Annotated in this window: 23 protein-coding genes; 1 reads left to right on the top strand and 22 read right to left on the bottom strand. The window is 46.6% G+C overall.

The window, feature by feature from the left end:
- Positions 1 to 23 precede the first annotated feature (23 nt).
- The 9 genes from dinG to IRE19_RS04930 all read right to left on the bottom strand — a co-directional run bounded on the left by dinG (position 24) and on the right by IRE19_RS04930 (position 9,237).
- A complete protein-coding gene (gene dinG / locus IRE19_RS04970) occupies positions 24 to 2,786 on the bottom strand; it encodes an ATP-dependent DNA helicase DinG (RefSeq protein ID WP_203339502.1) in 2,763 nt (920 codons plus the stop codon).
- 143 nt (positions 2,787 to 2,929) lie between these two features.
- Positions 2,930 to 3,313 (bottom strand): aspartate 1-decarboxylase, encoded by a 384-nt coding sequence (gene panD / locus IRE19_RS04965; protein WP_203339501.1) that lies wholly within the window; start codon positions 3,311 to 3,313, stop codon positions 2,930 to 2,932.
- A 3-nt stretch (positions 3,314 to 3,316) separates the two neighbouring features.
- Entirely contained in the window at positions 3,317 to 4,153 is an 837-nt protein-coding gene (gene panC / locus IRE19_RS04960) for a pantoate--beta-alanine ligase (RefSeq protein WP_203339500.1), read from the bottom strand.
- A gap of 285 nt (positions 4,154 to 4,438) precedes the next feature.
- Entirely contained in the window at positions 4,439 to 5,422 is a 984-nt protein-coding gene (locus IRE19_RS04955) for a biotin--[acetyl-CoA-carboxylase] ligase (RefSeq protein WP_203339499.1), read from the bottom strand.
- Entirely contained in the window at positions 5,400 to 6,533 is a 1,134-nt protein-coding gene (locus IRE19_RS04950) for a CCA tRNA nucleotidyltransferase (protein WP_203339498.1), read from the bottom strand. Before IRE19_RS04950 ends, IRE19_RS04955 begins: the two co-directional genes overlap by 23 nt.
- A complete protein-coding gene (gene bshA, locus IRE19_RS04945; RefSeq protein ID WP_203339497.1) occupies positions 6,530 to 7,672 on the bottom strand; it encodes an N-acetyl-alpha-D-glucosaminyl L-malate synthase BshA in 1,143 nt (380 codons plus the stop codon). Before bshA ends, IRE19_RS04950 begins: the two co-directional genes overlap by 4 nt.
- Positions 7,673 to 7,683: 11 nt before the next feature.
- Positions 7,684 to 8,088, bottom strand: coding sequence for a methylglyoxal synthase (mgsA, locus tag IRE19_RS04940; protein WP_191714252.1), 405 nt, complete (start codon positions 8,086 to 8,088; stop codon positions 7,684 to 7,686).
- 13 nt (positions 8,089 to 8,101) lie between these two features.
- Positions 8,102 to 8,902 (bottom strand): 4-hydroxy-tetrahydrodipicolinate reductase, encoded by an 801-nt coding sequence (gene dapB / locus IRE19_RS04935; protein WP_191714251.1) that lies wholly within the window; start codon positions 8,900 to 8,902, stop codon positions 8,102 to 8,104.
- A complete protein-coding gene (locus tag IRE19_RS04930; protein WP_203339496.1) occupies positions 8,899 to 9,237 on the bottom strand; it encodes a nucleotide pyrophosphohydrolase in 339 nt (112 codons plus the stop codon). The genes dapB and IRE19_RS04930 overlap by 4 nt, the downstream gene beginning before the upstream one ends.
- A gap of 122 nt (positions 9,238 to 9,359) precedes the next feature.
- On the opposite strand from IRE19_RS04930, the gene IRE19_RS04925 reads away from it, so the two are divergent.
- Entirely contained in the window at positions 9,360 to 10,211 is an 852-nt protein-coding gene (locus IRE19_RS04925; RefSeq protein WP_191714509.1) for a YitT family protein, read from the top strand.
- A 583-nt stretch (positions 10,212 to 10,794) separates the two neighbouring features.
- Here the strand turns inward: IRE19_RS04925 and IRE19_RS04920 are convergent.
- The 13 genes from IRE19_RS04920 to aroC all read right to left on the bottom strand — a co-directional run bounded on the left by IRE19_RS04920 (position 10,795) and on the right by aroC (position 21,759).
- Entirely contained in the window at positions 10,795 to 11,475 is a 681-nt protein-coding gene (locus IRE19_RS04920; protein ID WP_203339495.1) for a zinc metallopeptidase, read from the bottom strand.
- Between the two features lie 54 nt (positions 11,476 to 11,529).
- Positions 11,530 to 12,141: a lipoprotein heptaprenylglyceryl N-acetyltransferase LhaT gene (gene lhaT / locus IRE19_RS04915; protein WP_203339494.1), complete on the bottom strand. Its 612-nt coding sequence runs from the start codon at positions 12,139 to 12,141 to the stop codon at positions 11,530 to 11,532.
- Positions 12,142 to 12,203: 62 nt separating this feature from the next.
- Complete coding sequence (locus IRE19_RS04910; protein ID WP_191714247.1) at positions 12,204 to 12,986, bottom strand: menaquinol-cytochrome c reductase cytochrome b/c subunit; 783 nt, start codon at positions 12,984 to 12,986, stop codon at positions 12,204 to 12,206.
- A 39-nt stretch (positions 12,987 to 13,025) separates the two neighbouring features.
- Entirely contained in the window at positions 13,026 to 13,700 is a 675-nt protein-coding gene (qcrB, locus tag IRE19_RS04905) for a menaquinol-cytochrome c reductase cytochrome b subunit (protein ID WP_191714246.1), read from the bottom strand.
- A gap of 21 nt (positions 13,701 to 13,721) precedes the next feature.
- Positions 13,722 to 14,225, bottom strand: a complete 504-nt coding sequence (locus IRE19_RS04900) for a QcrA and Rieske domain-containing protein (protein WP_191714245.1) — start codon at positions 14,223 to 14,225, stop codon at positions 13,722 to 13,724.
- Between the two features lie 140 nt (positions 14,226 to 14,365).
- The gene (locus IRE19_RS04895) at positions 14,366 to 14,818 is read right to left on the bottom strand and encodes a YpiF family protein (protein ID WP_191714244.1); all 453 of its coding nucleotides are present in this window, start codon (positions 14,816 to 14,818) and stop codon (positions 14,366 to 14,368) included.
- A 9-nt stretch (positions 14,819 to 14,827) separates the two neighbouring features.
- Positions 14,828 to 15,388 (bottom strand): ReoY family proteolytic degradation factor, encoded by a 561-nt coding sequence (locus tag IRE19_RS04890; RefSeq protein WP_191714243.1) that lies wholly within the window; start codon positions 15,386 to 15,388, stop codon positions 14,828 to 14,830.
- Between the two features lie 14 nt (positions 15,389 to 15,402).
- Entirely contained in the window at positions 15,403 to 16,656 is a 1,254-nt protein-coding gene (locus IRE19_RS04885; RefSeq protein ID WP_203339493.1) for a tetratricopeptide repeat protein, read from the bottom strand.
- 86 nt (positions 16,657 to 16,742) lie between these two features.
- Positions 16,743 to 18,026 carry a 3-phosphoshikimate 1-carboxyvinyltransferase gene (gene aroA / locus IRE19_RS04880; protein WP_203339492.1) on the bottom strand — a complete coding sequence of 428 codons (1,284 nt, stop codon included), beginning with the start codon at positions 18,024 to 18,026 and terminating at the stop codon, positions 16,743 to 16,745.
- A 16-nt stretch (positions 18,027 to 18,042) separates the two neighbouring features.
- The gene (locus tag IRE19_RS04875; RefSeq protein WP_203339491.1) at positions 18,043 to 19,131 is read right to left on the bottom strand and encodes a prephenate dehydrogenase; all 1,089 of its coding nucleotides are present in this window, start codon (positions 19,129 to 19,131) and stop codon (positions 18,043 to 18,045) included.
- On the bottom strand, positions 19,128 to 19,511 hold the full coding sequence (gene aroH, locus IRE19_RS04870; protein WP_203339490.1) for a chorismate mutase: 384 nt from the start codon (positions 19,509 to 19,511) through the stop codon (positions 19,128 to 19,130). Before aroH ends, IRE19_RS04875 begins: the two co-directional genes overlap by 4 nt.
- Positions 19,511 to 20,584 (bottom strand): 3-dehydroquinate synthase, encoded by a 1,074-nt coding sequence (gene aroB / locus IRE19_RS04865; protein WP_203339489.1) that lies wholly within the window; start codon positions 20,582 to 20,584, stop codon positions 19,511 to 19,513. The genes aroH and aroB overlap by 1 nt, the downstream gene beginning before the upstream one ends.
- A 2-nt stretch (positions 20,585 to 20,586) precedes the next feature.
- Complete coding sequence (gene aroC / locus IRE19_RS04860) at positions 20,587 to 21,759, bottom strand: chorismate synthase (protein WP_191714237.1); 1,173 nt, start codon at positions 21,757 to 21,759, stop codon at positions 20,587 to 20,589.
- Positions 21,760 to 21,827 lie beyond the last annotated feature (68 nt).

The raw sequence follows: 21,827 nt of genomic DNA, 5'->3' as shown, positions 1-21,827 counted from the left end.
CATGCGCCCTTCCTTTCGTTATATCACTGCTTATTATACCAAGCTTCAATATCCGTTACCATCTTTTCTAAAGACACTTTCGATACTTTGACTTTCGGCAAAGCACTTATGAATTCCCGTCCATAGGATTTCGTCTCGATCCGGCGATCCAGCACGATGAACAGGCCTTTGTCGTTTTTGGAACGGATCAGCCTGCCGAATCCTTGACGCAGGCGAAGCACCGCTTCAGGCAGTGCATATTGCAAAAATGGATTAACGCCTTCACGTGTAATAACTTCAGAACGCGCTTTGAAGATTGGTTCATCCGGCGAGGTGAAAGGCAAACGCACCACGACGACCGCACGAAGTGCATCCCCTGGTACATCGACCCCTTCCCAAAAACTGTTTGTGCCAAACAACACAGATTTCTGGAAGCGCTGGAACGATTTCAATAACTTCATACGGCTGCCGGATGAAATGCCTTGAGCAAACAGCATATAATCATCGAGCAAACCTGTGTCCTGAATCAAATCCACTGTTTTCCGGAGCATATCCTGTGACGTAAATAGCACAAAACACCGTCCTTCTGTCACAATCACCGTCTGAATGACGGCATCCGCTACGGATTCAATGTATTCATGCTGGGAAACTTGCTGGATATCCGGCATGTCTTCCACAATATATACATGCGCACCTTGATAAAAATCTTTTGGCGGTTCAAATTTCAGGATAGGCACATGCTGCGGAATGCCGATTTGGTTGACGATAAAACGTTCGTTGGCAGGTACAGTCATTGTGCCGGACAACCAGATGACCGCTTTATCCTGACGTGCATCAGCCACGACCTTATCCACTAATGAAGCCACTGCAAAGGGCCGTTTATAGAGCGATAAGCTGGTCGGCAGACTTCTCATATCCCCTTCAATCCAACTTACTTCGTCCGTCAGAGGGAACACGAAGATTTCACTGAATTCAACGGCTTTAACCATCATTTCTTCCGTCCAATAGCGCCAGTCGGCGATCGTCAGCTGGTCTTGAATGGTTTTTTCCGTCAGGCGCTCTGCTTTTTGCAGGATAAGTTGTGACAAATCGATCCATTCGTTCAAATAGCGCAGCAGTTCCAAAAAACGGCTGTCTTCAAGATACAGTTCGCTTAAAAGCGAGGCATTTTTCTTATGTCGGCTCGAGGCGAATTTAGCGGCGAACTCATCAGCCAATAAATTCGAAACCTCATCGAACAGCGTGGTGAATTTTAAAAACAGCGATTCCAGCTTGAGCAATTCCGGCACAGTCGAAAAGCCGGTCCGGTTGGCCGCATCGTATAAAGCACGGAATAATTGCTGATCATCAAAACTGCCGAGCTGGCCGAAAATGTATTTCCATTGGGTATAGACAAAGGTTTTCTCATGCTGGGAAACAGCTGCCTGGACAACCTGATGGGCTTCATCCCAAATATAGGCATCGACACTGGCCAGTATTGATTTTTTGCTCAAATGCTGATTGAGCAGAAACGCGTGGTTGGTGACGATGACATGGGCATGCTTCGCCTGATTCAAGGCAAATTCGTAAAAGTCGGCTTTCTTTTCTTGCTTCGACAGTTTCCGTATATGGGAACGCCGTATTTTGTCGAGTACAAATTGTCCGCCGCTCGATGAATTGAGTTCGTTTAAGTCACCGGTTTCGGTGGCTGTCAGCCAGACCAGGACCTGCATGATGGTGAACGTCTCGTCATAGGATTCGTCATCTCCGTGCAGCAACTCGACAAAACGCCCCAAATCGATGTAATGCGATAACCCTTTGATCAACGAAATGCGCACAGGCGCTCCAATGAATTGCTCGACCATCCGGCCTTCCTTCAGGACCAGCTGATCCTGAAGGTGTGTCGTATAGGTGCTGATCATGACTTGCCTGCCTGTGTCCAGGGCATAGTTGACCGCGGGAAGCAAATAGGCAATCGTTTTCCCCATTCCCGTCGATGCTTCGATGACCAGTTCTTTTTTATGCAGCAATGCATCTTCAATAGAAGCCATCATGCCATACTGGCTCGGCCGCTTCTCAAAATTCGGAAAGACTGTTTCAAGCCCCTCCCGCCAATCGCGCGGCAATGAATTTTGCTGTTCCGGATCAGCCGAAAATGATTTTCGGGGCTTCAGGGGAACTCCCTGAAAACGGTCGAACTCGTCTGCCTGTGCATTTCTTTTTTTCTGCGTCAATTCAAAAAACAGACGGGACAGATCCGACTTCAATTGGAAAGAACGTTTGTGTAGAAATGCCAAAGTATCGTACGGCAAGGATTCCAAGTCATTTTTGGCACGCAAAAACAACAAGGCTGTCGCCATCGCATCATCATCTGCACGATGGGCACTTTCGAGCGGAATCCCCAGCTCTGAAGTGATGTCCTGCAACTTATAGCTGAATGCCGTCGGGTACATCAACCGCACCAATTCAACCGTATCCATCGTAATGCCATGCCATTTCGGCAAACCGCTGCGTTTTAGTTCGGCCTGCAGGAAAGGCAGATCAAAATTGGTGTTGTGTGCAACAAAAATCGCATCCTGCATTTTTTCGAAAACCGTTTCAGCATAATACTCAAAAGCTTTAGCATCCTTCACATCTTCGTCTGTAATATTCGTCAGATCCTGTATAAATAATGGAATCGTGCGTCCCGGATGGATGAATTTTGTATATGTATCGGTAATTACACCGTTTTCAATCGTTACCATTGCGAGTTGAATAATCCGGTCACCTTTTGCAGGGGAATGGCCCGTTGTTTCAATATCGACAACGACATACTTTTGCGTGTTCATCTTAGCCCCTCTTTCTTAGGTGTTAGCCTAAAAAAATTGTAACATATCCAGCGGCTTTCCGCTTTCAAGATGAAAATTCAATCTTCTTGCTTTACTTCAGGCAAAAGAAAAACAGCCCCGAATCATATCGGAGGCTGCACAATTTACATGACGGTTGCTTCAGGTTCGTAATGGATGATTTCCTTGATTTGATTGTCGGCATCCATAATGGCAACAGTTGGTTTGTGGTCACGGGCATTTTCGTTCATGACATAGGCATAGGAAAGGATAATGACGATGTCCCCACGCTGTACCAGGCGCGCTGCCGCTCCATTCACACAAATCACGCCACTGCCGCGTTCTCCGGCAATGATGTACGTTTCAAAACGGGCGCCATTATTATTATTGACGATATGCACTTTTTCATTTGGCAGCATCCTCACAGCATCCAGCAAATCCTGATCGATGGTAATGCTTCCTACATAATTCAAGTCAGCTTCTGTCACCGTTGCACGGTGGATTTTTGAATTCAGCATCATTCTAAGCATGAGTCAATTCTCCTTTGGGTTAAAAATGATATTATCGATTAATCGTGCTTTTTCGAATTGCACAGCCAAAGCCAATATAGCATCGTTTTGAATATCCGCGGTCAAAGTCGGATAATCGAGCAATTCAATGTAATCGATTTTTCCGGACGTGTTTTCGGTGAGATAGCCAGTCATTGGCGCAATCGGATCCTGCCCCTGCAAAAATAGGGTCTTGCCCATCTCTAATGCTTTTTTCAAATGAGGCGCTTCATCGCGTTCAGCAGCACTCAAATAAACATTGCGTGAGCTTTTTGCCAATCCATCTTCTTCGCGGACAGTCTCCCCACGGCGGATCGCCATCGGAAAATTGAAATCTGCAACCAACGACTCGATGATCGCCAACTGCTGGGCATCTTTTTGGCCGAAATACGCCATATCCGCCTCAGTTAAATGAAACAGCTTGGTGACTACTTTCAGTACGCCATCAAAATGTCCGGGTCTTTTAGCGCCGCACAGGACATCCGCCTGTGCACCGGCTGTAATTTTGATTTGGCTTTCCCGTGGATACATCTCTTCTACACCCGGTACAAAAATTGCATCCGTCCCTGCTCCTTCAGCCAGCTGCCGGTCGCGATCCAGGTCTCTCGGGTAGCGGTCGAAATCTTCATTCGGCCCAAATTGCGCAGGGTTGACGAAAATGCTCATGACCACCCTGTCGTTTTCTGATTTGGCCTTTTCCACTAAAGATAAATGCCCTTCATGCAAAAAACCCATCGTCGGCACTAAACCAATGGTCTCGCCTGCTTTTTTGGTTTCCCGAATCCATTTTTTAAGTTCGTCCACCGTCTGTAAAATCAACAATTTTTTCTCTCCTCTCGGGAAGAAAACCATATAAAAAGCCCTTCCGCCGAAAAAAAGACAGAAGGACAGTAAATGTACGTTTGGTTTCCTCCGTCCCTGTCGTATAAGTGATCAAGGCAGAACTAGATTACTATGAATTTTTGGGTGTGTTGCGGTTGTTCGGTGCAGTTCGCAAGCGATACTGCCCGTTAAAAACACTATACCAGAAATTCAGAAAAAAACATATTCCATGCTTAAGGGTTATGCAAGTTGGAGGCAATATGCTAGGAATGAATCCTGCACCCTCTAGTTGGTCATTTCGATATCAGCTGAATAGATGCCGTGGAGTTTGCCGTCCGCTGTCCGCAATTGCAGAACTCCGTCTTCGGTGATGCCTTCAGCGATGCCTTCAAGTGTCTGGTTCGTCATACGCGCCCGGATCGGGTGTCCGATGGTCGTCGAGTAGCTTTCCCACATGACTTTAAGCAGGCCGAAGCCTTCTTCAATGTACATCTGTGTATAAATTTCCAAGTAATTCAGCAGGGACTGGACCAGTTTTTGGCGGCTTACCGTGTCCCCGCTCTCCATCTTCAGAGAAGTCGCAATAGCTTGGATTTCCGGATCGAAATCCGTTTTCTCTTGATTGATGTTCAAGCCGATGCCGATGATCAATGCCTGAATGCCATCTGCATCTGACTGCAGCTCTGTCAATATGCCCGTACACTTTTTGCCGTTCAGGAGAATGTCATTCGGCCATTTGATTTTCGGCTGCAATTTGGTGACTTCTTCAATCGCTCTTACCACTGCGACAGCAGTGACCAGCGTAAACTGAGGCGCTTTTTGCGGCACGACATCCGGCCGGAGGATAACGCTCATCCAGACGCCTTTTCCTGCCGCTGAATCCCATTTCCGGGCCATTCTCCCACGTCCGGCTGTCTGCGTCTCTGTCAGCACGACAGTGCCGCCTGGCGCCCCTTCCTGTGCGAGTTTATGGGCGATGATTTGAGTCGAAGAGCAGCTTTCCACATATTCGATGTTCTGTCCGATGTGTTTCGTCTTCAATCCTGTTTGAATGGCCAAGGGCTCTAATGTATCCGGAATGGAAACGATGCGGTAGCCTTTTTTCTTGACTGACTCAATGGCATAGCCTTTTTCTTCAAGCTCCTTGATGTGCTTCCAGATTGCTGTCCGGGAAATTCCGAATTCTTCTGCCAATTGTTGGCCCGACACGGCTTCACCGTTCGATTCGATTAATCGCTTCGCTAACTTATGCGTGACGGTGATATTCATTCACAAACCAGTCCTTTATGAGTTCTTTGTCATTCTTCAATTCACCATAGACAATCAGTTTTTCCAACTTTTCTATCCACACTTTCAGCCATGGGCCGGAACGCTCTCCGCTCCATTCCATAAACTCCCGTCCGCTTGCTGCGAGATCGGATTTTGATTGAATGGGCAATTCGGCTTTGGCGGCTGCCGGGTCAAGCAATTTCCCGCTTGCTTTAGCTGCCATCTCCAATTGGTCAACGGCATAATAGTAGAACGTCCATTGATCCCAAAATTCCAGCTTGGCCAACTCCAGGCTTTTCTCTATGAGCCGCTTGTCTTCATTTGAAAAACGGTAATCCTTTATTTCTGAAAATGGCCGATTGTTTTTATGCAATAAATAAAACCAGCCAAATACCGCTTTGCCGCTGGATTCGTAACGGCTCCAATCCATTTCGAAAAGCTTGCCGGCGGGAAGAAAAGCCGTTAAATCCGTTTTCCCCAGATACTCCATGCTGCGGGCCGTACGAGGATTGGCGAATATCTTATCGATTTCCGACTTTAAACGTTCGACCGCGATGGATTGGATCAACGACGCATGGCGGCGGATTGACTCAAGTGTGTGTTGCTCGATTGAAAAATCCAGCTGCCCCGAAAAACGCACCGCTCGCAGCATGCGCAGTGCGTCTTCTTGAAAGCGCTGATCTGGTTCTCCCACCGCACGAATAATATGCTTTCGGAGATCTTCTGTCCCGCCAAACGGATCGATGATTTTCAAGGTTTCCGTCATCGCCATCGCATTGATGGTGAAATCGCGGCGCTTTAAATCCTCTTCTAACGATTGGACAAACTCCACCGAATCAGGCCGGCGGTTATCGGAATAACTGCCTTCCGTCCGAAATGTCGTCACTTCTATGCCTTCACCGTCAATCAGCACCAACACAGTGCCATGCTCAATTCCCGTATCGACCGTTCGCTTGAACAGGGTTTTCACTTGCTGCGGTGATGCGGAAGAAGCCACATCGATATCGTGAGGCGCCTGGCCGAGCAGAAAATCGCGCACTGCTCCACCGACCATGTAAGCTTCGAAACCTGCTTTCTGCAAGATGCCGATCACTTTGATGGCCGTCTTCATTGTGTGTCATCCTTTGCCAGCAAGCGTTCATACAAGCCTTCATAATGTTTCAGGATTTTAGAGGAATGGAAACGTTCAGCCACTGTTTTCAAAGCACCTTGCCGCAATTCCTCCAGCTTCTTCTCATCGCTCATCATTTCGATTGCGTATTCAGCGGCCTGTTTTGTGTCACCCAATTCGACCAGGTAGCCATTCACGCCCGGTTCGATAATTTCGGGCATTCCTCCGATATTGGAGCCGATCACCGGCACCCCGCATGCCATCGCCTCCAGCAACACTAAGCCGAACGCTTCTTTTTCAGAAAGAAGAATTTTGATGTCACTGATATTATAGAATTCTGCCAGGCTGTCCCGTTTTCCAAGGAACAACACGTCATCTTCCAATCCAAGATCCTGCACTTGCTGAATGATCCGTCCCATTTCAGGTCCATCCCCGACCAGCAATAATTTACAATCCAGTTGTTGACGTGCCTGTGAAAATGTCTCTACAACATCCTGGACACGCTTGACGTTCCGGAAATTCGAAACATGGATCATCACTTTCTGATCGGGTTCTATTCCTAATTCAGCTTTCAGTTCTTTAGAGTCCTGCGGGAAATACTCCCTTTCATCAACAAAATTATAGACTGTTTCTATCTTTTTATCCGGGTTAATAAGATCGTAAGTCTGATCTCTTAACGAATCTGAAACGGCTGTGACGATATCGGACTTCTCGATGCCGTAGCGAATCGCTTCTTTCAAAGAAGAATCTGACCCCAATACTGTAATGTCCGTACCGTGCAGAGTCGTCACAATGCCGATGTTGGAGCCTGCCATGTCCCGCCCAAGAATGGCACAGACGGCATGTGGAATTGCATAATGCACATGCATCAGATCCAGTTTTTCATTTTTGATGACTTCCGCGATTTTCGTCGCCAACGCAATGTCATAAGGTGCGTACTGGAAAACGGAATACGTATTGACTTCCACTTGGTGGCTGTAGATATTTGCATATGTTTTATTCAAGCGAAAAGGCGTACTGGACGTGATAAAATGCACCTCGTGCCCTTTTTCTGCCAGCATTTTCCCTAATTCCGTGGCAATTACACCTGATCCTCCAACCGTTGGATAGCAGGTGATGCCAATTTTCATTTTTCGCACAATGTTCTCTCCTATCCTCTTCTTTCTCCGAGCAGCCGCCAGTCAATAAAGCCTTCCTGCAACCCTTTCAAAAGCACTTCAGCGGTTCCCATATTGGTGGCTAATGGGATTCCGTAGACATCACACAGGCGAATCAATGCTGTTACATCAGGTTCATGAGGCTGTGCAGTCAATGGATCCCGGAAGAAAATGACCATATCCATCTCATTTTTGGCTATCATGGCACCAATCTGCTGGTCGCCGCCAAGGGGGCCGGATTGAAAACGGATGACTGGCAATCCTGTTCCATCAATGACCCGTTGGCCGGTCGTCCCAGTCGCATAAAGCGTGTGCTTAGCCAATATCGGCTGATATGCTGTAACAAATTGGATTAGATCGTCTTTCTTTCGATCATGGGCAATCAAGGCAATTTTCATATCATCTTCCCCTTTAAACGATTATGTGTTCCAAACCATAGATCAACTCTTCTTTTTCCATAACAGTGTTGATGGACAAAACCACGCCTGACATAAATGAGCCGCGGTTAAACGAGTCGTGGCGAAGCGTCAATAATTGGCCGTCTCCTCCAAGCAGCACCTGCTGATGCGCAACAAGACCCGGCAAACGCACACTGTGGATGCGCATGCCGTCGTAATTGGCTCCGCGTGCCCCTGGAAGCGTTTCTTTTTCACGGGCATGCCCCTGTTCATGGATTGGGCGTTCTTGTGAAATCAAATGGGCCGTCTTCATTGCGGTTCCGGAAGGGGCATCCAATTTTTGGTCATGATGCATTTCGATGATTTCGATATCGGGCAAATATTTGGCCGCCTGTTCAGCGAACTTCATCATAAGAACTGCTCCTACTGCAAAGTTCGGTGCAATGATGCAGCCAATTTTCGATTCTTTTGAAAGTGTAGTCAACTCTTCAAGCTGTTCATCTGAAAAACCGGTTGTACCGACCACCGGACGGATTTTCAATTCCAAAGCCTGTTTCGTATGCTCGTAAACAAATTCAGGCGTCGTTAAGTCAACCAATACATCCGGTTTGGTTTTCGAGTGCAGTTCCTGCAAATCTGTAAAGACCGGTGCGGTATAGGAAGAAGGAAACAAGTTCGTATCTGCCAATGTATTCCCAACTTCTTTGTAATCCAGAACAGAAACCAATTCCATATCCGGATTGTTCATGACTGTATGTACAGCCTCTTTGCCCATTTTCCCTCTTGCTCCTGCAATTGACACGCGAATCGTCATTTGTCTCCATCCTTTCTTGTCCAGCGGTCTTTGTCTCTGCTCGCAAACTTCTCCATCACCCGGTCATGAGCATGCGCCAAATCGATATCCATTGAATTCGCCATACAAATTAAGACGAACAGGACATCTCCCATCTCTTCCTCAATACTGTTTTCAGCTTCCGAGCTTTTCTTTTTCTTCGGACCGTATTGGTGCATCACTTCTCTGGACAGTTCGCCCAGTTCTTCGGTCATGCGAGCCATCATTTCCATCGGCTGAAAATAGCCTTCTTTGTACTGTCCTATGTATTGGTCCACGTCCAGCTGAAGCTGTTTCATCGTTTTATCTCCGCTCATATCATCACACTCCTCAGTCAATCGTAAAGAAAACTGATGATGTTGTCAAAATACATTAATTAAACGATAATACAGAAGTTGATATTCACGAAAGGGGTTTGAGTAAATTGAAAGAATTGAAAATGAAAAATATCTTTTTCATCCTGCTCGGAGCTGCCATCTACAGTTTCGGATTTGTCCACTTCAATATTCAAAATGAATTGGGCGAGGGCGGATTTGCCGGTATTACATTGATTTTGTACTTTATTTTCCATTGGGACCCGGCATTGATGAACTTGCTATTGAACATTCCTTTGTTTTTTATTGGCTGGAAGCTTCTCGGAAGAAAAGTTTTTCTTTACACGATTATCGGCACAGTAGCTGTTTCGGTGTTTCTGAAGATTTTTCTGATCTACGAAATCCAGATCAACTTGCAGAATGATTTATTCCTTGCGGCTTTGTTCGCTGGGGTCTTCGTCGGAGTCGGTCTCGGGATCATTTTCCGTTTTGGCGGCACTACTGGAGGCGTCGACATTTTGGCGCGTTTGGCGCAGAAATACATCGGCTGGAGCATGGGGAAAACGATGTTCCTGTTCGATGCCTGCGTCATTATGCTTTCCTGGCTGACGTTCCTGGATCATCGCTCTATGATGTATACACTGGTCGCAGTTTTTGTCGGGGCACGTGTCATTGATTTCGTGCAGGAAGGTGCATACGCCGGCAGAGGCGCCTTGATCATTTCAAATTCTCAGGAAGAAATCGCCAGCCGCATTGCTGTTGAGATGGACCGCGGAATTACCATCCTACGTGGCTATGGCCATTTCACAAAAGAAGAACGTGAAGTATTGTATTGCGTCGTCGCGAGAAATGAAATTGTCCGTTTAAAGAACATCATCAACTCCGTCGACCCCCACGCCTTTGTTTCCTTAATGGAAGTCCATGATGTCATGGGCGAAGGGTTTACGCTTGATGAGGAAAAACAGCCGATCGGTTAAAAAGCATAGAAAAAACGGCCCTTTTACAGGGCCGTTTAGACTATAGACAAAGTCTTTCCAAAATGAATAGCAGTGCATACCCCAACCGGTCCGGCCACTTCGCGTTCCGTGGGCTCAGCTTCAGTCTCCTCGTCACTGCGTTCCTGCGGGGGCTTCAGCTTTCATCGCTGCGCTGCTCCCACAGGAGTCTCCGTGGCCGGCCCGATCGGGGGCGTGTAGCTTCAACCAAAGGAAATGGCCTGCTAGTCAGGATCCGGAAACCATCGTCCCAATAAACTTGGTAACTCCTTCATACAAAGATCCGTAGCGCAAGGCGGCGAAGGGCAAAGATATGCTCCTGCATCGCTTCGCTAGCTTCGTCGCAAACGAGTCAGGCACAGCCTGACTCGCTTCCAGCGGGATAGCGAAGTGCCGAAATCCACTCGGGCGTCAGTCCGAGTTAGTTCGGCGCAAGCCCGCAGGAAAGCGTCCGCCTGGAGTGCAGGATCCAATAGAAAGACAATAAATTGCATATTCACCCTTTGAACGACATAAATATTCTTTTGTCTACAAGCTGAACGGCCCTTTTACAGGGCCGTTTTTTTTACGAACGATTCATGCTTGTATAGATCAAAATCAATCGAGCCAATTCAAGAACTGCCACTGCAGTAGCTGCAACATAGGTCATCGCGGCTGCGCTCAATACTTTTTTTGCATGGCGTTCCTCTTCGTTTCGGATAATGTTATTCGACAGCAATTGGTCCATTGCCCGGCTAGAGGCATTAAACTCGACCGGTAATGTCACCAATTGGAATACCACACTAGCAGCAAGCAGGATGATTCCGATCAATAATGCACCACTCCAAGCCGAGAAGAAACCGATCATGATGAAAACCCAAGACATATTCGATGAAATATTAACGATCGGCACCATGCGATGGCGAAGGCGCAAGAAGGAATAGTCCTCAGCATCTTGAATCGCATGTCCCACTTCGTGAGCTGCTACTGCGGTTCCCGCAACAGAAGCTTCATGGTAGTTGTGGCTGCTGAGTGCCACTGTTTTCGTTAATGGATTGTAATGGTCACTCAACATCCCACGGCTTTCAACGACTTTGATGTTCTGGAGTCCATTGGCATCGAGGATGGTACGTGCTACCTGTGCACCTGTATGGCCGGATGTCGACCGGACTTTCGAATATTTTCCATACGTTCTTTTTAATTTAAATTGTGCCCAAATTGGAATGATCAGCAAAAGGATAAAATAGAAGATATAGCTCATACCCATGTGTAAATCGCACCTCTTTCTTTCTGCTTGATACCTTTATTTTACTTGTGTTAGTCAATATTGGTCAACTGATATGGATTGAGATCGATTCAGATGAGCAACATATAAGGCAAAACTGACACAAGCAATCGATAACCAGAAAGTAAAGTAGCCGATTTGGCTGCTGTATTCACTTAAAGTGCTGTAGATCGGCATCTGTCCAAAGACATAATCGATGACGTCGTTATGCAAAGTCCAAACGGCGGTCAAGGCCACTGCCAGCCAGCCAAAGCGGAAATGCTCAATATACAGCACTGCCTGAAGCGCCATTGCAAAATGGGATGCGATAAGCATCCAGCCCATCCAACCGATGGACCCTGTTTCCCACAGCGTCAGCAAGTTCATGACGACTGCCCACAGACCATATTTAATTAAGGTCACAAAAGCCAAAGCCTCAAACAAACGGCTCCGTTTTCCAATAATCCAGAGTCCCAACACAATCGTAAAAAAGAGACTGGCTGTCGGACTGTCTGGAACGAAAATCAAAAAGATCGGCTCTGTAATCTTCAATTGCCAACCGTACCATATGTATCCATATATCGTACCGCCCAAATTGATGAGGAACAGAAGAATTAGAAAAGGTCGGTACATCAGCCACGTGGAAATCTTAATCGCGAAGGAAAGCATCGTTTTTCTTCCTTTCAAGGTAGAAAAAAAGAGCCGGTTTCCCGGCTCTTTTTTTATTTTTATTATTCAGCTTCAAGGCCTGAAATGAATTCCGATAGGACTTGCAGATCTTCATCTGTTCCGTCCCATGAAGGAGGCATTACTTGAGCCCCGTCTTTTTCAATACCGTTGACAGCAATGTCAGCGATTTCTTCAGGAGACAAGCCAGTTCCGATAAGTGTCGGTCCGACTGCGCCTTCTAAATTGTCGCCATGGCAACTGATACATGCAGCTCCAGAATAAATTTCATATCCCGGGTCCGCTGTATCAATTTCTACTTCCTCCGTAATTTCACCTTGCGCTGCTGCAGCTTCCCAGTCGTGGTTTGCTACCGACTCCCAAGTAAGGAAGATGATAGAAGCTACGGCAAGAAGCATGAAGCCAGTTGGCAAAGGACGTTTCGAAGGACGTCTTTCCGGTCCGCGATCCAAGAATGGTGCTAATGCCAAAGCTCCAAAAGCAAGTCCTGGAACGATGATGGCACCAACCACGTTGTATGGGCCGGAAGCGAATTCGTATTTCAGTAATTGATATAAGAACAAGAAATACCAGTCTGGCAAAGGAATATAAGCTGTATCAGTCGGATCTGCCTGGCCTTCAAGAGGCGACGGATGTGCGACGGTCAAAAGCAGATAACCGATCAAGAAGACTGCACCGATCATCCATTCTTTCAAAAGGAAGTTCGGCCAGAAAGCTTCTGTTTTACCAGGGTATTCGGAGTAATCTTTAGGAACATTCGGCTTACGGAATTCCATACTCGGAACACGCGAATCCCCTACAAATTTCATCCCTTTTCCGCGATGCATAAGTGTTCCCTCCTTAATAAATCCTTGTTGCAGACTAAATTATAGCGGTCCTGAAATACCCTGTCTTCTGATCATGATAAAGTGAGCAGCTAGCAACCCAAGCAAAGCCGCAGGCAAGAAGAAGACGTGGATAGCGAAGAATCGTGTCAAAGTCTGTGCACCAAGGATTGTTGAATCCCCAGCCAATAGAATCTTGATTGATTCACCGATAACCGGTACAGATGCTGCAATTTCAATCCCAACTTTTGTTGCAAATAGAGCTTTCATATCCCATGGAAGCAAGTAACCTGTGAAACTCAATCCAAGGATAACGCCGAATAGCATAACCCCTACGACCCAGTTCAATTCACGAGGTTTCTTATAAGAACCTGTAAAGAATACCCGCAGTGTATGAAGGAAGATCATAACAACTACAAGTGAAGCTCCCCAGTGGTGCATACCACGCACAATTTCTCCAAAAGCAACTTCGTTTTGAAGATAATAAACCGACTGCCAAGCATTTTCAATATCTGGTACATAATACATCGTTAAGAACATACCGGATAAGATCTGAATCACTGTAATGAAAAATGTAAGTCCCCCAAAACAATAAACAAATGCTGAGAAGTGGTGTGCGGGGTTTACGTGCTCAGGTACTTCATGGTCAGCAATATCACGCCAGATAGGCGTAATGTCTAATCGCTCATCAACCCAATCATATAACTTGTTTAGCACTGGTGTCGTACCCCCTAACTATTAAACTAATGTGTTGTCTCTTACTGCACCGATTGCAACAAAGCCATCCTGGTCTCGTACTTCGTACTCATCCAGTGGCCCAAGCGGCGGTGTTCCTGCGATGTTCTGTCCGTTTTTCTCATAACGGCCTGCGTGGCATGGACAGAAGAATTGTGTCGGGTTTTCTGTGTCGCCCGCCCAGTTCACTGTACAACCTAAATGTTTGCAGACAGGTGAAAGCGCGATTAACTTATCGCCTTCTTTATACACCCAAGCTGAATTCGTTACTTCAGATGTATACCATGCATCAACTTGTTCAAATGCAAAGTCGACACGTACTGGCTCTTCCGTAATATCAGCTACAGCTTGATCAGTTAAAACGAAATCTCCGCCTTCATGTTGCTGAAGTATCGGGTCTACCGCAAAACGAACCATTGGCATCAACATTCCTGCTGCCATAAAGCCACCTACACCAGTTAATGTGTAGCCTAAAAATTGACGTCGTGATACACGATTGTTACTCATCCTTTTCCCCCCTCTAACATTCAAGGTCAGTCCAATGGACATACTCATTCAAATATAATTACTAGGACAACCTAATAATATATCAATCAAATCTTTAGGTCAATATCGCAAAGAGCCTATTCCTGCAGATTGTGAACATTTCATGAATGATGTGACCATTCTTTCATAAATAGCGGCAATACTTGTCTCAACTGGTCTTCCATTACGGATTTCTTAAAAGATTGGTCCATATCTTCGATTGGAATCGCCGGCAGCCATAATACATTCTTTAAACTGTCGATGGTCCGCCATTCGGCATCAGTGGTCAAATAAAACACATGTTTGAACTTTGTCTGCTTTAATTCTTCCGTCAATTCTTCTGCTATCCGCTGGCGATTTGCTATTTTGGCATAAGAAATAGGCGGAAGCAAAAGTATCCGCCCTTTGAATTGTTTCTCCAATAAAGCAGTCAAAGATTGCAGGTATTCAGAAGCACCGGCACTCGACTTCATTCCGGCAGCACTCATGTCCAACGGAAGAAGCGGAATTACAGCCGTATCGACATAATCCTGCTGGTTCAAATATTGATCGATCTCTTTTCCGAAAAAATGCATAAAGCTATTTCACACTCCGTCTTTTTTTAAGGTTTTAAATGCCTGGAGCATAGCCGATAGTTCAAAGAACTTTTCGCGGTCGTTGGCATCCAGTGCTTCATCAATTTGCTTATGAATCGTTTCCTCCTGGAAAATCTGCATACTCTCTTCCAGAATCTTTTCAGCGATTAATTGGTCCTGCTCACTGACGGAGACATTTTTAGGGATATACGGATTTTCTTCCAAAACCGATAAATACAAGGACGGTGGAGGAATGTTCGGGAAATTCAACTGAACGTATAAATCATCATCTGGATTCAGACGCAGATCGTGGAACGATTTTTCTGCATCTGCTGTCATTAGGTTCCCTTTGTAGAAGCGGAACGGGATTTCTTTTGATTCTGTTGAGGACATGACCATTGCACGTGGACAATAATGCGCTTCTTCAACAAAATGGGTTTTTTCAAGCAGTTCTTCGTTGCTCAACATATAATTCAGAATCCAAATGCACTCGCGTCTTTTCATTTTGTACGATTGCAGAAACCAACGGACGAATTGCTTTTTTTCCCCTATCGATACTGAAGCGGTCATGAAATTTCCTCCTTTCATTCAAACGATTGCTGCCAGTCGAACCATTCCGGATTTTCCGGTTCCAGGGCCTGCAGCTCTTTAATCATTTCGAGGGCCGCCCCTCTTTTTCCTTCTTCTATGAGAAATAAAGCGTAGTTTTTAAGGAAAGCCGCATCGTCTTTAAATGACGGGTAAGCTTTCTCGTAATAAACTGTCGCCTGCTTGTAATTTTCAGAGCGCTCGTAAGCTTCCGCGATCATCGGGTAAAGACCAGCCCAGTCATCGCCGCTTTCAATCACCATTTCTGCAAGTTCCAGAACATCTTCATCCATCTCTTCGCCATGGAAGTAAGACACCAAGGTGTAGATGGCTTCCATGTATTCGGGATCCAATGCGATTGCCTGGCGCAGATGGTTGACTCCTTCTTCGGGTTTGCCGAGTTTCATCGCCAGTTTGCCGGCGAACAAGTATAGTTCCTTATCGAATTCATCACGGCTTATGCCTTCAATTATTGCTTTGTATGCAGCATCATAGTCTTCTGACATATTCAGGCTTTGCGCCTTCAGCAAGTAAGCGGAAAAATAATCCGGATCGATATCGATCAATTCATCCAAACGCCGGACAGCCATTTCATACTGGCGTGTCTGGAAGGCAGCAAATGCTGCCCCGAACAGGACATCCGGAGTTGTTTGGTCTTCCAAGGCTTTTTCATAATGAGGCAAAGCTTCTTCATAAGCAGCTCCTGCACTGTATACTTCAGCAAGCCTTTCGGAAAAGTTGACGCCTTCAATCTCAATATTGCGCCCTTCCAATTCCTGATAGATTTTTGCCGATTCCAGGTATCGCCCCGAATCCAGCAGCAACTCGGCTTTCGCCTGTTGCAGGAGCGGTTCGTCCGGCATAAGCTCTATCGCTTCGTTTAAACGGTTTTCAGCGGCTTCCAGCAAGCCCTGCAACTGGAACAAATCCGCCAGTGTCACCAGCGCCTGAGCATAAAGCTCGTCGTCTTTCGGCACTTCCATCAATGCATTCAACGCATCGTCTTCACGGTCAGCGTCGATCAAAAGGTTCGCACGATCAATGATGAGCTGGGCTTCTTCCGGGAAAATGTACTGCAGATGTTCCAACACTTTGATCGCTTCTTCCACAAAACCGATTTCTGCCAGCCATTCCGACAAACCATATTGCTCATCTGGATCTCCCTGCAGCAAATATTTATCCAGCAATGTGTTCAGGAGATTGGGATCTCCTTGCTTAACGGCATTCTGTATCTCTTCAATATTAGACATCCTATCACCTTTTCCTTCACGTTCTTACTCTCATCCTACACGAAATACCTGCTTTATCATAATAAAAAAACTCTCCAACAGGAGAGTCATTTTGTCAGTAAATTCAAATGTTCAAAGAAATTAGGGTAAGAAATCGATATGCATTCCGGATCATCGATTACGACTTCTCCAGATGCAGCCAAAGCACCGATTGCAGCCATCATGCCAAGGCGGTGGTCTCCGTAGGAAGTCATTTCTGCTCCAGTTAGAGCAGTCGGCCCTTGAATGATCATGCCATCTTCTGTCGCTTCGATATCCGCTCCCATTTTTGACAATTCCTTGACGACTGCAGCGATGCGGTCGGTTTCTTTAACCCGGAGTTCTTCTGCATCTTTAATGACCGTCGTTCCTTCTGCCTGCGTCGCAATCAGAGCAATCAACGGAATCTCGTCAATCAATCGAGGAATCAGCTCTCCACCGATTTCTGTACCTTTTAACTTGCTGGAATAGACGGTTACGTCCGCAGAACGTTCTCCCTCCGTATCGTTTTCCACCAGCTCGAAAGAGGCGCCCATTTTTTCGATTACATCCAGAATGCCGGTGCGTGTCGGATTGATTCCGACATTCTTCAACGTCACTTTGCTGTTTTCTGTAACCAAGGCAGCCCCGATCATGAACGCAGCGGACGAAATGTCGCCAGGCACTTGAACATGGGCAGCCGTCAACTTTTGGCCGCCCTCCAACTTGATCAGCTGGTTTTCACGTGTAATCGTCGCTCCGAAATGTTCCAGCATAATTTCAGTGTGATCACGTGAAGCGATCGGCTCGTGAATGACCGTTTTTCCTTCTGCCTTCAATGCAGCCAGCAAGATAGCGGATTTCACTTGCGCACTGGCAACTGGCAACGTGTAGTCAATCGCTTTAAGAGCCGTTCCTTGTACCGCTAGAGGCGTATACTGGCCATCCATACGACCGCGAATGTCTGCACCCATTTCACGCAGTGGATTAATAATGCGTTTCATCGGGCGTTTGGCGATCGACTCATCACCGGCGAGCACAGAATGAAATGAAGTTCCAGCCAACAGTCCAAGCATCAAGCGCGTCGTAGTTCCAGAGTTCCCGGTATCCAGCACTTCAGAAGGCTCTTTCCACGAATCTTCTCCTTCACTCTGGATTGTCACGACTTCATCCGAAATGTCAATTTTCACTCCCAGCTTTTGAAAGCAGGATATGGTGCTTAAACAATCATCTCCCATCAGGAAGCCTTTCACTGTGGTGGTACCCGAAGCCATAGAACCGAACATGATGGCGCGGTGGGAGATGGATTTGTCCCCGGGCACTTGAATGCTGCCTGTCAGGGAAGGTTTTTTATATGCTAACGATAATGCCATGGGCGTATCCGTCCTTTCAGGAAATATACGAATCGTAAACTGTCCGTGCCGAAATGCATTTTTGTGCACGGGCACGGTCTTCCGCTGTCTGGAAACTGATGACGAGAATACCGAATACGTCTTCGCGTGTTTCCAAAATCCGCAGATTGACGATGCTGATCTGTTCTTCAGCCAGGTAACCCGTCAATTCTGAAATGCTTCCCGGAACATCGGGGATATCAATATACAAATCAAATACAGAAAACATGGCACCATGCCCCGCTATCGGCAATTCATCACGAACCGTTTTGGCATGCGAAAAGAATTGTTGAATCGGTTCAGGATCGTTTTTCACGAGCATATCCTTTAGTTGATCCATCTGTTCCATCCAATTGTTCAATTGCTGGACGATCATGGTGTTGTTTTGTGTGGTGATATCGCGCCACATTTCCGGGTTCGATGAAGCAATCCGTGTTGTATCACGGAACCCACCGGCAGCCAATTGCCGTGCAAAAGGAAATTTCTCCTCTTGATCCAATTGATGCACTAAAGAAGCAGCAATCAAATGGGGGAAGTGGCTGACAATGGCTGTCATGTGGTCGTGTTCTTCTGCTGACAGCACTTCGATTTTTGCTTTTGTGGCAACCAATAGGCCTTTCAATAGCTGGAGGCTCTTGCCATCAGCTTTATCCCCGGGCGTCAGGATGTAGAAGGCATTTTCAAATAAGACATCCTTGGCTGATTCTACACCGCTTTTATGCGAACCCGCCATTGGATGGCCGCCAATAAAGACATGATCCAGATTTTTAGCTGATTCCATGATTTGGATTTTCGTGCTGCCAGTATCTGTCAAAATAACGTCTTTTTTCAAATCCCAGTATTTGCTTTGTTCCATCAACTTGATTGTGGCACCGACCGGCGTAGCAAAAACAATAACGTCCGCTTCAGAAGCAGCCTGTTCAAGAGATGGCGGAGAACTATGTATAATGCCCATTTTAAAAGCTTTTCTAGCCGTTAAAGCGTCGGCATCGTATCCTGCCACATGGACATCGCTGTTGCGCTGCAGTGCTTTAGCCAACGATCCGCCAATCAAGCCCAGGCCGATGATCAAAATATGTGTTGTCACGTGGAACTCACCTGGCTTTTAGCCGTCAAATCCGGACGCAATTTTGTTGCTTCATTTAAATAAACATGATGGATTTCCTTTTGGCTTAACTCTGTATTGACATGCATCATGACTCGGATGCATAAAGGCATGCTGCCTGGAACATCCATTTCATGTGTGCACATGACCGGCACAAAATTCCACTCATCAATGGTGCGTACAGCTTTAGCAGGAAAAGCAGATGAAATATCTGTCGTAGTCGAAATGATCACAGAAGCAACGTGGTCAGGTTCGATTTTGTTTTCCCGCGCCATTTCCAGCACCAGGCGTCTGGTTTCTTGCAGAACTTCCTCCGGCTGGTCTGCCGAAACTGTGATTGCTCCTCTTACTCCACGTATCATCAAATCACCTCTTCTATCTGTAGGATTAATTCTTCATAGGCGGATCTTGCCCACTGCTCCTCCACTTTTTCCACAAACGGCATTCCCGTCTGTTTGAGGAGAACAAAATTCAATATTCCCTGTGAAGACTTTTTGTCTTTTTTCATGTAAGGCAATAACGCATCAAATCGGATGTCCTTTACTATGTGAAGCGGATAGCCGTTTTCATGTGCCCATCGGATGTAGTCATCCAATTTTTCGTGCTCGGACAATAACAAGGCATAGGACATGCCAAGAACCACAGCTTCTCCGTGGGTGATATTGCCATAACCCAAATGGCCTTCTAGAGCATGTGCCAGCGTATGGCCGAAGTTGAGGTATTTCCGGACGCCGCCTTCAAATTCATCTTCTTCGACAATAGCCGCTTTCACAGCAATGCCTTTTTCCAGGTGTTGGTTCAATTCTTCCTGAGCCATATCTTTGAAGTCACGGATAGCCAAAAGCTCCTCCAACCATGTGGCATTGGAAATAAAAGCATGTTTGATCACTTCAGCCATGCCGGACCGCACTTCACCGGGAGGCAAGGTTTCGAGCAGCTTGCTGTCGTATAAAACAGCTTTCGGCTGGTAGAACGTCCCGATCATGTTTTTGCCGAGTTCATGGTTGATGGCTGTTTTTCCGCCTACCGCACTGTCATGGGCCAAAATGGTGGTGGGGAGTTGGATGAATGGAATACCCCGCATGAACGTCGAAGCGACAAACCCGGCCACGTCGCCTGTTGCGCCTCCTCCAAATGCCAAGAGCAATGAATTTCTCGAACAATTTTCGGATAAGAGGAAACTATGGCAAGCCATGAAGGTTTCGACGGATTTTGCGGCTTCACCGGACGGCACCGTCAACACACGGACATCCCACTCTTCCAAAAAATCCAATAGATACTGCAAATGCAGTTCCGCCACCTGTTCATCCGCTATGACCACAATGCGGTCTGCTGCATCCAGCAAAGAGCGGTATTCATCGGCAAACAACCCGAATGCTCCTGCTCCGATATGGACTGTATAAGGATGGTCAGCTTCGACCCGCAATTGCTTCATGCTTAAAACTCCTTCGTGTAATTCATGTAATTTTTCAAGTTATCGATCAGGCGCGGCATTTGGTCTGCATCAAATTGATCCAGTAAAGCGTTCGCCACTTCCCACGCTACAACGTGTTCAGCAACGATGGAAGCTGCCGGAACGGCACAGCTGTCCGAGCGTTCAATGCTTGCCTGGAACGGTTCTTTTGTTTCGATATCGACACTATTCAATGGTTTGTATAAAGTCGGGATCGGTTTCATGACGCCTCTGACGATAATCGGCATCCCGGTCGTCATACCGCCTTCGAATCCACCCAAGTTATTGGTTTTACGCGTATAGCCATTTTCTTCATCCCACAGGATTTCGTCATGCACTTCGCTGCCGGGTTTTCTGGCCATTTCAAAGCCTAAGCCGAATTCCACCCCTTTAAAAGCATTGATGCTCATGATGGCCGCGGCCAGCTTCGCATCCAGCTTGCGGTCGTAATGCACATAGCTGCCGATTCCGGCCGGCATGCCTTCTACAATCACTTCTACTGTCCCGCCGATGGAATCGCCATTCTTTTTGGTTTGGTCAATCAAATCCGTCATCTGTTTTGTAACGGAAGGATCCGCACAATACACCGCATCATTTTCAACGATGTCACGGATTTCATCTGCAGACTTTCCAAGATAGCTTTCCGGATTCACTTTGATTCCGCCAATTTCTGTTACGTGCGAGACGATTTTAATGCCCAGTTCAGCAAGCAATTGCTTCGCTACTGCACCAACTGCCACACGGACAGTCGTTTCGCGCGCTGACGACCGCTCCAGGACGTTCCGGAGATCCCGATGGCCATACTTCATACCACCGTTTAAATCAGCGTGGCCGGGACGTGGGCGCGTGATTTGGCGCTTTACTTCTTCTGTATCTTCAATTGGTTCAATCCCCATGATGGAAGTCCAATGTTTCCAATCGTCATTTTTGACGACTAAAGCGACAGGAGAGCCCAATGTCTTGCCGTGTCGAACGCCGGAAACGATCTCCACCGTATCCTTCTCGATCTGCATCCGTCTTCCGCGGCCATGTCCGCCTTGGCGTCTTTTCAATTCTTTATTGACCATCTCCGCCGTCAAAGGCAATTGCGCCGGCAACCCCTCTATGATGGCAGTCAATTGCGGACCGTGTGATTCTCCTGCTGTTAAATAACGCATTTACGCTTTCTCCCTTCAACGTGCTAAAGTATTTATGTATCACTATACCATAAGGCATTTCTTCAATT

The sequence above is a fragment of the Planococcus beijingensis genome, assembly GCF_016820615.1.
GTDB classification, from domain to species: Bacteria; Bacillota; Bacilli; order Bacillales_A; family Planococcaceae; genus Planococcus; species Planococcus notacanthi.
The sequence above is the reverse complement of the archived record's forward strand: the minus strand, read 5'-3'. Positions and strand labels throughout refer to the sequence as shown.

What these genes read in the sequence shown, in the direction of transcription:
- IRE19_RS04895 (WP_191714244.1), bottom strand. Translation starts at nt 14,818, where the DNA reads ATGCATTTTTTCGGAAAAGAGATCGATCAATATTTGAACCAGCAGGAT.
- IRE19_RS04950 (WP_203339498.1), bottom strand. Translation starts at nt 6,533, where the DNA reads ATGAAGACGGCCATCAAAGTGATCGGCATCTTGCAGAAAGCAGGTTTC.
- IRE19_RS04955 (WP_203339499.1), bottom strand. Translation starts at nt 5,422, where the DNA reads ATGAATATCACCGTCACGCATAAGTTAGCGAAGCGATTAATCGAATCG.
- IRE19_RS04885 (WP_203339493.1), bottom strand. Translation starts at nt 16,656, where the DNA reads ATGTCTAATATTGAAGAGATACAGAATGCCGTTAAGCAAGGAGATCCC.
- aroB (WP_203339489.1), bottom strand. Translation starts at nt 20,584, where the DNA reads ATGAAGCAATTGCGGGTCGAAGCTGACCATCCTTATACAGTCCATATC.
- panD (WP_203339501.1), bottom strand. Translation starts at nt 3,313, where the DNA reads ATGCTTAGAATGATGCTGAATTCAAAAATCCACCGTGCAACGGTGACA.
- aroH (WP_203339490.1), bottom strand. Translation starts at nt 19,511, where the DNA reads ATGATACGTGGAGTAAGAGGAGCAATCACAGTTTCGGCAGACCAGCCG.
- mgsA (WP_191714252.1), bottom strand. Translation starts at nt 8,088, where the DNA reads ATGAAAATTGCCTTGATTGCCCATGATCGAAAGAAAGACGATCTAATC.
- IRE19_RS04930 (WP_203339496.1), bottom strand. Translation starts at nt 9,237, where the DNA reads ATGAGCGGAGATAAAACGATGAAACAGCTTCAGCTGGACGTGGACCAA.
- lhaT (WP_203339494.1), bottom strand. Translation starts at nt 12,141, where the DNA reads ATGCTTTCCTTCGCGATTAAGATTTCCACGTGGCTGATGTACCGACCT.
- aroA (WP_203339492.1), bottom strand. Translation starts at nt 18,026, where the DNA reads ATGGCATTATCGTTAGCATATAAAAAACCTTCCCTGACAGGCAGCATT.
- IRE19_RS04925 (WP_191714509.1), top strand. Translation starts at nt 9,360, where the DNA reads ATGAAAAATATCTTTTTCATCCTGCTCGGAGCTGCCATCTACAGTTTC.
- dinG (WP_203339502.1), bottom strand. Translation starts at nt 2,786, where the DNA reads ATGAACACGCAAAAGTATGTCGTTGTCGATATTGAAACAACGGGCCAT.
- IRE19_RS04890 (WP_191714243.1), bottom strand. Translation starts at nt 15,388, where the DNA reads ATGACCGCTTCAGTATCGATAGGGGAAAAAAAGCAATTCGTCCGTTGG.
- IRE19_RS04900 (WP_191714245.1), bottom strand. Translation starts at nt 14,225, where the DNA reads ATGAGTAACAATCGTGTATCACGACGTCAATTTTTAGGCTACACATTA.
- dapB (WP_191714251.1), bottom strand. Translation starts at nt 8,902, where the DNA reads ATGACGATTCGCGTGTCAATTGCAGGAGCAAGAGGGAAAATGGGCAAA.
- IRE19_RS04920 (WP_203339495.1), bottom strand. Translation starts at nt 11,475, where the DNA reads ATGGGTATGAGCTATATCTTCTATTTTATCCTTTTGCTGATCATTCCA.
- aroC (WP_191714237.1), bottom strand. Translation starts at nt 21,759, where the DNA reads ATGCGTTATTTAACAGCAGGAGAATCACACGGTCCGCAATTGACTGCC.
- IRE19_RS04910 (WP_191714247.1), bottom strand. Translation starts at nt 12,986, where the DNA reads ATGCATCGCGGAAAAGGGATGAAATTTGTAGGGGATTCGCGTGTTCCG.